The organism is Microcystis sp. M_QC_C_20170808_M9Col, from assembly GCF_007095495.1.
GTDB classification, from domain to species: domain Bacteria; phylum Cyanobacteriota; class Cyanobacteriia; order Cyanobacteriales; family Microcystaceae; genus Microcystis; species Microcystis aeruginosa.
This window is the reverse complement of the sequence record NZ_SFBZ01000332.1, coordinates 1-10934: the sequence shown is the minus strand read 5'-3', so window position 1 is coordinate 10934 and position 10934 is coordinate 1. Positions and strand designations below refer to the sequence as shown.

At 44.1% G+C, this 10934-nt stretch carries 11 protein-coding genes and 1 pseudogene; 6 read left to right on the top strand and 6 right to left on the bottom strand.

Annotation, left to right across the window (positions count from 1 at the left end; genetic code table 11):
* Positions 1 to 123: 123 nt before the first annotated feature.
* On the bottom strand, positions 124 to 1509 hold the full coding sequence (locus tag EWV68_RS21175; RefSeq protein WP_287170945.1) for a PLL family lectin: 1386 nt from the start codon (positions 1507 to 1509) through the stop codon (positions 124 to 126).
* 591 nt (positions 1510 to 2100) lie between these two features.
* On the opposite strand from EWV68_RS21175, the gene EWV68_RS21170 reads away from it, so the two are divergent.
* The 3 genes from EWV68_RS21170 to EWV68_RS21160 all read left to right on the top strand — a co-directional run bounded on the left by EWV68_RS21170 (position 2101) and on the right by EWV68_RS21160 (position 4407).
* Positions 2101 to 2298, top strand: coding sequence for a DUF751 family protein (locus tag EWV68_RS21170; RefSeq protein ID WP_002737592.1), 198 nt, complete (start codon positions 2101 to 2103; stop codon positions 2296 to 2298).
* Positions 2299 to 2340: 42 nt separating this feature from the next.
* Positions 2341 to 2733 carry a 30S ribosome-binding factor RbfA gene (rbfA, locus tag EWV68_RS21165; RefSeq protein WP_061430326.1) on the top strand — a complete coding sequence of 131 codons (393 nt, stop codon included), beginning with the start codon at positions 2341 to 2343 and terminating at the stop codon, positions 2731 to 2733.
* 93 nt (positions 2734 to 2826) lie between these two features.
* Positions 2827 to 4407: a glycoside hydrolase family 3 N-terminal domain-containing protein gene (locus tag EWV68_RS21160; protein WP_072319547.1), complete on the top strand. Its 1581-nt coding sequence runs from the start codon at positions 2827 to 2829 to the stop codon at positions 4405 to 4407.
* On the opposite strand, the gene EWV68_RS21155 is transcribed toward EWV68_RS21160, so the two are convergent.
* Positions 4404 to 5603 (bottom strand): lipid-A-disaccharide synthase-related protein, encoded by a 1200-nt coding sequence (locus EWV68_RS21155; protein WP_061430325.1) that lies wholly within the window; start codon positions 5601 to 5603, stop codon positions 4404 to 4406. The genes EWV68_RS21160 and EWV68_RS21155 overlap by 4 nt on opposite strands.
* A 340-nt stretch (positions 5604 to 5943) precedes the next feature.
* Between EWV68_RS21155 and tsaE the strand changes: the two genes are divergently transcribed.
* Positions 5944 to 6414, top strand: coding sequence for a tRNA (adenosine(37)-N6)-threonylcarbamoyltransferase complex ATPase subunit type 1 TsaE (gene tsaE, locus EWV68_RS21150; RefSeq protein WP_002785184.1), 471 nt, complete (start codon positions 5944 to 5946; stop codon positions 6412 to 6414).
* Positions 6415 to 6475: 61 nt separating this feature from the next.
* Here tsaE and aqpZ read toward each other — a convergent pair whose 3' ends face one another.
* On the bottom strand, positions 6476 to 7213 hold the full coding sequence (gene aqpZ / locus EWV68_RS21145) for an aquaporin Z (protein WP_239697972.1): 738 nt from the start codon (positions 7211 to 7213) through the stop codon (positions 6476 to 6478).
* Between the two features lie 268 nt (positions 7214 to 7481).
* On the opposite strand from aqpZ, the gene EWV68_RS21140 reads away from it, so the two are divergent.
* Positions 7482 to 8567, top strand: a complete 1086-nt coding sequence (locus EWV68_RS21140; protein WP_287170943.1) for a class I SAM-dependent methyltransferase — start codon at positions 7482 to 7484, stop codon at positions 8565 to 8567.
* Positions 8568 to 8900: 333 nt separating this feature from the next.
* Positions 8901 to 8993, top strand: a pseudogene (locus tag EWV68_RS21135) (Rpn family recombination-promoting nuclease/putative transposase); the annotation flags it as partial.
* A 139-nt stretch (positions 8994 to 9132) separates the two neighbouring features.
* Here EWV68_RS21135 and EWV68_RS21130 read toward each other — a convergent pair.
* The 3 genes from EWV68_RS21130 to EWV68_RS21120 all read right to left on the bottom strand — a co-directional run bounded on the left by EWV68_RS21130 (position 9133) and on the right by EWV68_RS21120 (position 10450).
* Positions 9133 to 9468, bottom strand: a complete 336-nt coding sequence (locus EWV68_RS21130) for a HepT-like ribonuclease domain-containing protein (protein WP_061430322.1) — start codon at positions 9466 to 9468, stop codon at positions 9133 to 9135.
* A complete protein-coding gene (locus tag EWV68_RS21125) occupies positions 9465 to 9773 on the bottom strand; it encodes a nucleotidyltransferase family protein (RefSeq protein ID WP_061431035.1) in 309 nt (102 codons plus the stop codon). The genes EWV68_RS21130 and EWV68_RS21125 overlap by 4 nt, the downstream gene beginning before the upstream one ends.
* A gap of 203 nt (positions 9774 to 9976) precedes the next feature.
* Positions 9977 to 10450, bottom strand: coding sequence for a type II toxin-antitoxin system VapC family toxin (locus EWV68_RS21120; RefSeq protein WP_061431034.1), 474 nt, complete (start codon positions 10448 to 10450; stop codon positions 9977 to 9979).
* Positions 10451 to 10934 lie beyond the last annotated feature (484 nt).

The following is a 10934-nucleotide window of genomic DNA, read 5'->3' as shown; positions in this document are numbered from 1 at the left end:
ATGATTAGGATAAGTTATGACTTAAAAATTAATCAACAACTAAAGCTTATGCTTGTAGCTAAGTGAAATCATTGATTAAGAGACCTGTACTTTTCAATGACTTTTTCAGCAAACCCTAAATAATTAGCAAGTATAAGCATTTGATGTCCCTGTTGCTGATGCACCAGTCACCACATCAACTGCGCGAATTACAGCAGGATTAACTTGATTTGGCCAACAGTTGGCCTGGAAGAAATTAGTTTTTTCCGAAAACTGTCCCTGTGCATCTGCAAGATCTTCCGTCAGATGGAATGGATTCTTTTGATTGACTAGATTCTCAACATAGAACTTGACTCTTCCACCAGGGGTAAAACCTTTACCGCTAACCCTTATGGCTCCACCAGTTTGATTCTTTGTAGTAAAAACAACGATTGATGGACTCACTGGTTTATCCAATAATTCCCAACCCTTCCAGGGGAAAACGCCATCCCACCACTTGTGCCAAACCCCATCATCCATCCCACGGGCAAAAATATCAAGCCTGTTAGTTCCCCAAGAAACAACTGTAGGAGGTCCTTGGATTTTGCCCCCCAGTGATTGCCATCCACTCCAACTGTCAGGACTTCCATTGCCATAATTATGATGCACAGCCCCCTCTTTTTGTCCGCGTATAAATACGTCTAGCCGGCCTTTGGACCATGCAACCGCAGCAGGAGGGTCAGATGTACCCGGTCTATTGGTGTTAATCGGACCACCTACATCATACCAATCTAATTGTGATGGTTTCCAGGGAAATACTCCATCCCATAATTTGTGTTTAATGCTACCATCCCAGGACCGGACAAAAATATCAATCCTGTCAGCCCCCCAAGAAACAACCGTTGGCGATCCTTTTAACGGTGAGCCACCTAGTGTTTCCCATCCGCTCCAGTTGTTAGGATCGCCATTTCCATAGTTATGATACACATTCCCGTCTAAAGCGAGTACGAAAACGTCTAAACGACCTTTAGACCATGTTACTGCGGCAGGAGGCTCAGATGTTTCAATCCCCGGCAGGGGTTGCCAATCCAATTGTGAGGGTTTCCATCCCTTCCCATCCCACCACTTGTGGTAAATACCATTATCGCGACGAGCAAAAATATCGATTCGATTAGTTCCCCAAGAAACAACTGTGGGAGTACCTTGAATCGGACCACCCAGTAGTTCCCATCCTGCTAAAGGTTTATCGTTGTTACTTCCATAATTGTGACACAGAGCGCCATTGACATCGCGGGCAAAAATATCAAGTCGATTGCTAGACCATGCCACTGCCACTGGGTAATCCGTAATCCCTCCCCCAAGCGGCTGCCAATCAAAGTCAGATGGTTTCCACCCGGCTTTGTTGTCGAACCACTTTCGATAAACACGACCATCGATACCACGAGCAAAACAGTTCAACCAAATAGGGTTTTTTACTATTGGTTCTGCCTGTCCAAACAAGCTTTTGTATTTTGTGGCAATTGGATAGGGAATTGTGGCAATCTTTAACATAGGACATTTATGAATTTAGGAAATAAGTGTTTAATTTTAACTGTTCCTGCGAACTTATTATCGAGCTTAGTGTTCGACGAGTATGACTGTAATCCTAGACGGATTTTTTCCATACAACACCCAAGTTTAAGATTTTCTTAAAAATTAGAATTTATCCATCTAATTACCCTCTACCCCAGCACCGCATTCTTAGTCGTTGCTGAATTAAGGTATTAAGGTATCAATGCCAACCTTGCACCCATCCAAAAGTTAGTTTGGAGCTAAGTTTTAACAATCCCTTATTAGTCGGGGGGATTCCCGACTCTCTCGGCAAAGATTCGATATTTGATCGCTGTCATCTGGCTATTAATTATCCTCTTTTGGTTAGCCCAAATTCAGGGATCGATCGATGCCCGTCACGATCTTGAAAATGGCTGTACCCTTAACTTGATCTAGAGTAGAGTGATTCCGTATTTCTCTCCAGCCCGATCATTATACCACTAAATAGTACAAAAGTATAGAGATTCTGTTAAGTCCCTTGAATCGAGCGGCGTGGCAGCATCGAAGCTTACTGCTATAATTACTTACGGACAAAGATAATAAATAAAATTTATGGGCGACTTTTTTGATAACGTGAGCCGTTACCCCCGCTATCTGATTAGCTTTAGTTTAGGGATTTTCTTCGCCTTTTTCGGCTGGTTGGCCCCTTTATTAAAAAATCCCCTCACAGCGATCGCACTTGTGGGCTTTCTGGGGGGAACTTTCGCCTTTCTTTATTTCACCCTCAAAGCCATGCTCGGATTAGCTTGATACAATGGTAAGGGTTTCGCTGTTTTTAGGGGACGAAGAATTATGGCTAACGACCGTCGAGTATCTCGCGTGTCCTCGCTAATTAAGCGCGAGGTCAGCCAAATGTTATTAATGGAAATTAAAGATGATCGCGTCGGTGCCGGTATGGTTAGCGTTACCGATGTGGACCTCTCCCACGACCTACAACACGCTAGGATTTTTGTGTCTATCTACGGCAACAAAGATGCAAAGGCCGAAACTATGGCCGGGTTAAAAGCTGCTGCGGGATTCGTCCGGCGCGAACTGGGCCAACGCATCCGTCTCAGACGTACCCCCGAAGTGGTCTTCCTAGAAGATTCTTCCCTCGAACGCGGCGATCGAATGTTACATCTTCTTGATCATATTAAAACCGATCGACCCCCAGAAGATGACGATTCCGCTATCAGTGACCAGTGAACAGTGATCAGTAGAGGATAACTAAATTTAGACAACACTGGGAACTTAAAACTTAAACCTGATAACTGATAACTGATAACTGATAACTGAATAGTGAGCGATCGCATTTTATCCCTAAAAGAACGTATTGGTCAGATGATAGTAGTCCGCGCTTCCGGCTATCTCTTTGACCAACAAATCCGCTATCCTGCTTGGGAACCTGTCAACGCCACCCTGAAACATTGGTTAGAAACCCTCCACCTCGGTGGGGTGATTCTATTAGGAGGCAGCGCCGCCGAAATCGCTTTCCGTAGCCAACAATTACAAAGTTGGTCCGGGGATAATCCTCTCCTCATCGCCGCCGATATCGAGGAGGGAGTCGGCCAAAGGTTTTCCGGCGCCACTTGGTTTCCCCCCCCGATGGCTTTAGGAAAAATAGCCGAAAAAAGCTTGACAAAAGCCACAGAATATGCTAGGGAAATGGGAGCAATTACCGCGAAGGAAGCACTAGCGATCGGGATTAACTGGATTTTAGCCCCAATTGTCGATGTGAACAATAATCCCGACAATCCCGTTATCAATATTCGTTCCTTCGCCGAAACTCCCGAAATCGTCGCTAATCTAGCTCAAGCTTTTATTTTAGGGGCCGATTCCTATCCAGTTTTGACCACGGCCAAACATTTTCCGGGCCACGGTGACACCAGCAATGACTCCCATCTCGATCTTCCCATCATCAACCACGATCATCATCGCCTAGAAGCGATCGAATTGCCCCCCTTTCAAGCAGCGATCGAGTCGGGGGTTGATAGTATTATGTCAGGCCATCTGTTAATTCCCGCTTGGGATGCCGAATTTCCCGCCACTCTTTCCTCGAAAATTCTCGGGGAAAAACTGCGCCAAAATCTCGGTTTTCAGGGTTTAATCGTCACTGATGCCCTGATTATGGGGGGAGTAACCAAAATTGCCAGTGCTGCCGCCATAGCAGTGAGGGCGGTACAGGCGGGGGCCGATATACTGTTAATGCCACCCGATCCGATCGAAGCGATCGAAGCGGTGTATAGTGCCGTGCAGGCGGGTACAATTAGCGAAGCGAGAATTAATGATTCTTGGCAACGTATTCAACGAGCAAAAGAGAAATTAGGGCAAAGACAGCCATCCTTAGAATCCTTAAGCAGTTTAGCGGCACCGCAAGCTCTAGAGATTGTCAGGGATATTTTAAAAGATTCCCAAACAGTTAGCGCTAATTTACCCATTAAAGCCACTCAAGGCCGCAATTTAATCATTATCGATGATTTACTCAACTGTGACTTTCTCGATCGCTCTTGTCCGGCGGTGACAATTCCCCGACAATGGGGTTATCAAACCCAAATAATTGATCGTAGCACCTTTAATCAGTCCCTCGTCTCCCCAGAAACGACTCTCCTACAAATATTTATCCGTGGTAATCCTTTTCGGGGTAGTGCCGGATTAAGGGACGAAACGAAAGCTATCTATCAAGCTTTGCTGAAAACCGGACAAATTCAAGCATTGATTATTTATGGTAGTCCCTACGTTTTCCAGTGGTTTCGTCAACAAAGCGGAGAAATTCCCTATCTTTTCAGCTACGGACAACAACCAAGCGCCCAAAAAATCGCCCTAGAAACTATTTTTGAGGGGCCCACTAGCGGCGAAAATCGGACCGATACTTTCGTTTAAGGGCAAAAATTGCCTAGTAACCATTGGGCAATGCGATCGGAAGCCCCAGCTGCCCCCATTCTCTGACGACCATTAAAGGCGATTTCTTGCCACTGTGGGGGATTTTGTAATAAATATTCTAACTTGTCTGCTACTGACTCGGCACTATCGCCTAAGAGAATTGAACAGCCTAATAAACGCTGTTGCAGTTTGGCAAAATGGCGAGTAAATTGTGGTCCGGCCCCCGCCATCGTGATCGCCGGTTTACCCAAACCGACGAACTGTTCCGTGGCAGTTCCCGCCATGGCGATGGCCAGATGGCAGCGGCCTAAATATTCGGCGTAATCCGTTTGAGAAATAGTTATAAATACTTCTTGACAAATAAACTTATTTGTGCTATGTTCTCGCCAACCCTGGGAAATTAAAGCAGCCCTAAAAGATTCCGGGGGGAGAGAAGGAGCGATCGCCGCCAAAAATTCCAGCTTATAATCGGGAAAACGTCCGATAATGGCGGCCACAGCCTCGATAATTTGCTGCCAATTGTGGAGAGATTCGGGAAAGCGCGAACCGGGTAGCAGCAGAATATTTAGGCAATCTTGGGGAAAATCGCCCGTTATCGAGGGTAAAAGGTCATCCATCATCGGATTACCCCCATCGACAACGGGAATTGACCACTGTTGTAAAATTTTGCTAGTTAAACTATCCCGGGGAAAAACCCCCCGACAGCGAGGATGAGCCATTAACCAGCGTTCCCAGGGATAATAATAGGAACCCCAGAGGCGATCGATCATCGAGCTACTATCTAACCATCCCTGCTCATCCCGGAGATAGTATTCCGATTTAGCCGTTCCCACAAAAGCATAATCCCTCTCGCTCAACCAAGCAAGGGCAAGGGGTAAGATATCTCCCACCGCGACAATTTTTCCCCCTTCTTGGCCCCAATTTCTGACCAGACGGTATTGACGGGAGGTTAATCCTAATAATCCCTCCCGCAGATCTCGCCATAATTGTTTGGCATCCCTGGTGATAAAACCCCCAGAAGGCATTTTTTGACCTCGATCGAGAAGGGGAATCCCCAGACGAGTATAAGCATAACCGTTACCCACTAGGGGTAAAGCAGTAATATCCGGACAGTGGGGAGATGATTGCAGTCTTTTAATAATCCGGATCGCGATCTCATCTTCACCGTGGCCATTACTCAAAAATAATAATTTCACTGTTCCCCTTAACTTCTGGCTTAAAGTCCTAAACTTCGGTTGTTTTATTCCCCTCGACCCTAGACAATGCTGATGGTTAGGGAACAGTCAATTTTATAAAAGCAGTTAACCAACTCCCATTTAGTCTAATCTACCAGAAGGTTTCGCTGATCGCCTATCTCTGCCCTGATAGCGACCATTTGACCAAAGGTTAAGACTAAGAGATAAGAGATTAGTTTAACTGCTTTTATTTTTATCGATCAAGAAGACCAAATTTGGCCCCCCAGAGCCAAGGATGTCAGAAAGCTGCTCTGATCGCTATATTAAAATCAGTGATTAATTGGCATCCTAGCGGAAACAAATGATTATCGACTTACCCGATCGAGAAGCTACTGTCAATTTAGGCGAAAAACTGGGGCAAACCTTGGCCCCCGGCAGTGTAATTTTATTAAAAGGCGATTTGGGAGCGGGAAAAACCACCTTAGTACAGGGAATTGGCTTAGGATTGGGCATTCAAGAGCCTATAGCTAGTCCTACCTTCACCCTCGTTAACGAATATAACGAAGGCCGCCTTCCTTTGTATCATTTGGATTTGTACCGTTTGCAGGGTCAAGATATCGAGGCCCTGTACCTAGAAAATTATTGGCAGGGAATCGAGGTGGATTTAGGGATAGTGGCGATCGAATGGTCAGAACGTTTAACTTTTTTGCCGGAAAATTATCTAGAGATTACTTTACTCGATCGAGGCGAGCAAGGACGACGAGCGCTGCTCAATTTTGTCGGTGGGGACGAAAAAAATAGCGACCCCACAGGAATCGCTATCAGCACTTGACTTTTGAAGCAATCAAACTTTAGCGGTAACTTTCCACTTATTCTCTAACTCGTCTTTCTTCTCAAGTTTCTTCAAAGAAACTATTGTAGAGGAAACCCGCCGCCACGGCCCCAACAATGGGAGCAATCCAGAATAACCATAATTGACCAACGAGAGCTATATTACCGCATAAAAGAGCAACACCAGTACTACGAGCGGGGTTAACGGAGGTATTGGTCACGGGAATACTAATTAAGTGAATTAAGGTCAATCCTAAACCAATAGCGATGGGAGCAAAACCGGCCGGAGCGCGTCGATCGGTAGAGCCTAAAATGATGATTAAGAACATGAAGGTCAAGACCACTTCCGTGACCAAAGCGGCGAATAAACTGTAACCACCGGGAGAATGTTCTCCGTAACCATTGGTGGCCAGAGGGTTATTGCCTCCCAGAGCGAAACTCGGTTGACCACTAGCAATAATGTAGATAATTACCGCCGCTAAAATCGCCCCTAAAACTTGAGCGATGATGTAGGGAAGTAGTTCCGAGCCGGGGAAGCGTTTACCTGCCCAGAGACCGAAGGAAACGGCGGGATTAAAATGTCCCCCCGAAATATGCCCTAAAGCGTAGGCAAGAGTGAGGACGGTTAAACCGAAGGCGAGGGAGACACCCACAAAAGAAATCCCCAGATGGATATTAAAATCAGCACCATCTACGACACTCTTGGCTTTACCCACAAATACTGCCGCTAAAACGGCACTACCGCAACCGCCGAGAACCAGCCAAAAGGTCCCGATGAACTCTGCTAGATACTTTTTCATCTCTATATCAAGGTTGAATGATTTTGCTTTTAGGTTATCTCCCATCAGACCGGATTAAACTGTTATAAGATATTAAAAAATAGTTATTTTTTACCTTCAATTTGCCGTTCTCATGGGGAAACTATCAGCTTTTTAGGGATATAATAGTAAAAAAATCGGGAATTTCTGCTAATTTTACACTTTCTTTAGATTTATCTTCTATCTTGATGTCTGATTGGTTTTGGCAGTGGTTGACCCTTTCCGCCGAGTGCTAATTATGAGATGAGCGATGCAGGAAGAAAAAGCGATATTTAATATCAACAATACTTTTTATCGACCGGAGAGTAAAATCGTCCGAGATTTAGGAGTTTTAGGGGCGGCAATTGCCCAAAAAGAGCGGGGAAGTTTGCGCGTTTTAGAGGTAATGAGCGGCTCTGGTGTGCGAGCGCTCAGGTATTGGCTAGAAAGTGGTGCAGATTGGCTGTGGGTTAATGATGGTAATCCAGAAATTAAGCCAACTTTAGCCGCTAATTTAGAGAGTTTATTACAACATAAACAAGGAAAAATAACCTATAAATCTGCCCAAGAAGTTCTCCTAGAATGTTATCTTAAAAAAGACCATTACGATCTAGTTGATATTGATGCTTTTGGTTCTCCTGCATCTCTGTTTAGTGCCATTCCCTTAGCCACTAAAATCGGTGGTTTAATTTATCTGACTAATACCGATGGACGGACGCTGACGGGTCATAATCTAGAAAATAGTTTAGCTGATTATGGAGCCTATGCTCGCAATCATCCAGCTGCCCACGAACAGGGATTAAGATTAATTATCGCCGGTTTGCAATTAGAATCAGCCCGGTTAGGTTTAGGAATTACGCCAGTTTTTTCCTTCTTTTTCGGTCAAAGTTATCGGGTGATGGTGCGGTTAACAGCTAATAGACAATTAAATAGTCATAACTACGGTTTTCTCGGTTATTGTCATAGCTGCGGGGAATATCAATCAGTGCCTTGGCCGAAGTTAGGCAAGATAGTTTGTTCTGGGGACGGGCAACCTTTAACTTTAACCGGACCCTTGTGGTTAGGCAGTTTACATGATCGCCTTTATCTAGAAAAAATGGCAGATTTAGCCGATCAATGGCAGTGGAAAAAGGTAGTTAAATTGTTAGAAATAATGAGGGAAGAAAACGATTTTCCTCCCTATTTTTATAGCTTTCGGGAAATTGGTAGAAGGGGCAAATTAGAGCTACCCAAAAAGGAAGATCTAATGGCAGCTCTCGTGCAACAAGGTTATCGAGCGGCCGCCACCCATATTAACCCGCAAGCACTGAAAACTAACGCTTCTTTAGCCCAATGTATCGCACTGCTCAAGGACTAATTAATTAGGAGCTGCTGAATAAATATAAAAACCTTGTTGGATAATATCTTTAGGCTTGTTTAAAATCAAAAAGTGCCAACTCTTGCAGTGATCAGGGGGGAAAATTCAGGGACTTTTTCCCTGAAAATTAGGTAAGCTAAAACGCATCTTAGATGCGTTTTAGCAAGGCAGGAGGAATAAGCGGTTGAGAGTTTTTTGAATTATCAAGATATGTAACTTAAGTGCGTCTAAGCTTAATTGACCCCCTGAAAATCGGTAAAACCCTACACCCGACACCCTCTAAAGTGTATCAGGAAGCTTTGGAGTAAGACAGACAAGAAGCTGAATTAGCAGCGTTTATTGGCCTTAGGATTAAACTTTGAACAGATAGCACAAGCTTTAGAATTAGAGATCGAACAGGTTAGACAAGCAACTCAAGGGGAATAGGAAAAGTTCAAACTTTGATAAATTAATATAATTGCCGGTGGCTATCTTTTGCCGGTAGCCATCAAGTAAATCGAAGAATAAAGTAGGTGGGGTTGAACGATAGTGAAACCCGACATTTAAGTAATTTGGTTGGGTTTCGTCAAATAAATTCCTGTAAAATAGCTTCGATTTGTCCTTTTAGAGGAGGAATATCATTTTCAACAATATCCCAAATAATCTCTAGATTAATACAAAAATATTCATGAATAGTTAAGTTTCTTAGATCGCTGGCATCTTGCCAAGGCACTTCGGGATATCTTGCTTTAAATTCTTGAGAAGTTGCTCTCGCTGCTTCACCAATAATTTGTAAATGATAGACAATCCAAGTTTGAATTAATTCTTGTTGTTCAAACACTGTTTTTCCCTGTCGAGCATACTTTTCTACACGCTCAATTGCTTCTAAAATATCCCGCAAGCGTTCGCTATCATCTCTCATAGTGGTATTGCTTCTTTAAGTACGCGCTCTCTGATTCTATCTTTAAGTCCCTGTTCGGTAACAATATCAACTTTGCAGCCTAACAAGGCTTCCAGTTCTCGAATTAACGGCAAAGGAAACCAGGGACTCCGACGTTCGCTACAATAATCAATTAATAAATCAATATCGCTTTTTTCGTCAGCTTCTCCCCGTGCAACAGAACCAAAGATTCGCACGTTATTTGCGCCGTGTTTAGCAGCAATAGCAATGATTTTTTCTCGTTTGTTTTTGAGTAATTCGTCAATTTTGCGGCCACTGCTATCCATTGTATCATCGCCAATATCTTTCGCTCGTCCGCTCCAACGTTTTGCTAGACCGGGTTTTCGGGACAAGGTGACAAATTCTCTGCCACTTTCCGCTTGCTGCTTTTGCAAGTCAGCAAAGATGGCTTTCAAGTCATAGTTGAAGGACTTGGCATACTCTTCACGGATTCGGTGGATCTCTTCGACGATCTCATCATGAAACATAATCAACCTCCTAACAGTTCGTTGGCTGTACAAAGAATCGGTAACTCATATCCAAAATCAATGCTGATCTCTGCCAATTTTCTCTGAATTTGAGCATTAGCAATATGCTTACAGTTCCACGTTAACAGATAATCCATACCGTGGACAGTTGCAACCGCAATATGAACAGCATCAACATCAGCTTTGGCTGGAAGATTACTGCGTTCTAAAAATCGCTCTGCTAAATCTAGCACAGCTTGGTTCAAGTCAAGTAAAGATAGATTACCAAGAATTTCTAGCCGTTGAGATGCGATTTTTGCATCCCCTTTAGCAGTTTCTTTTGCGACTGCTTGAGATGAGTATAGTTGAAAGTCACTGCGACGAAATTCCCACCATTCCCTCGTTATCTCAATATTAGCCGCCACAATAATATCTCTGCTGGGTCGAGCAGTGAGGTAGCCTAAGATACTGGTTTCAATATAGACGGTTTCGCTCACGGCCATAGGAGAAAATCTATCCAACGTCCATCACACCCTATTTAATTGTCGTCAACCCAACCTTGCATCTTCATCGGCTCGCGTCCTGTAGGACTGCTCCCAAAAAGGCAAAAGCTGCCCAGGACGCACCCTAGAAAATCTCAAAAAAAAATCGACCCGCCGCTAGGCGGGAAAAAGAGAAAAATTGAAAAAAGTAAAAAAAGGTAAGCTGCCCGCGCATTTAAATTGCTTGTTGAGACGAGGCAAGAGTATAGCGTTTTTCAGTCTGCTGAGGTACAAAAGTGATGGGTTTTAGGCAAAAGGCAAGAGGCAGAAGGCAAAAGGGAAGAAAAATAGGTGTACCTCACTAGCTTAGGAAACGCTATATAAGCTGCCCGCGCATTTAAATTGCTTGTTGAGACGAGGCAAGAGGCAAGAGGCAAGAGGCAACAGTAAAGGGATTGGGGGAGATTCGGCTAATCTTAAGAATAAGTGCTTTAAATGC

Coding starts and splice junctions, on each gene's coding strand:
- EWV68_RS21175 (WP_287170945.1), bottom strand. CDS start 1,509: ATGTTAAAGATTGCCACAATTCCCTATCCAATTGCCACAAAATACAAA.
- EWV68_RS21170 (WP_002737592.1), top strand. CDS start 2,101: ATGGGCGACTTTTTTGATAACGTGAGCCGTTACCCCCGCTATCTGATT.
- rbfA (WP_061430326.1), top strand. CDS start 2,341: ATGGCTAACGACCGTCGAGTATCTCGCGTGTCCTCGCTAATTAAGCGC.
- tsaE (WP_002785184.1), top strand. CDS start 5,944: ATGATTATCGACTTACCCGATCGAGAAGCTACTGTCAATTTAGGCGAA.
- aqpZ (WP_239697972.1), bottom strand. CDS start 7,213: ATGAAAAAGTATCTAGCAGAGTTCATCGGGACCTTTTGGCTGGTTCTC.
- EWV68_RS21140 (WP_287170943.1), top strand. CDS start 7,482: ATGCAGGAAGAAAAAGCGATATTTAATATCAACAATACTTTTTATCGA.
- EWV68_RS21130 (WP_061430322.1), bottom strand. CDS start 9,468: ATGAGAGATGATAGCGAACGCTTGCGGGATATTTTAGAAGCAATTGAG.
- EWV68_RS21125 (WP_061431035.1), bottom strand. CDS start 9,773: ATGGATAGCAGTGGCCGCAAAATTGACGAATTACTCAAAAACAAACGA.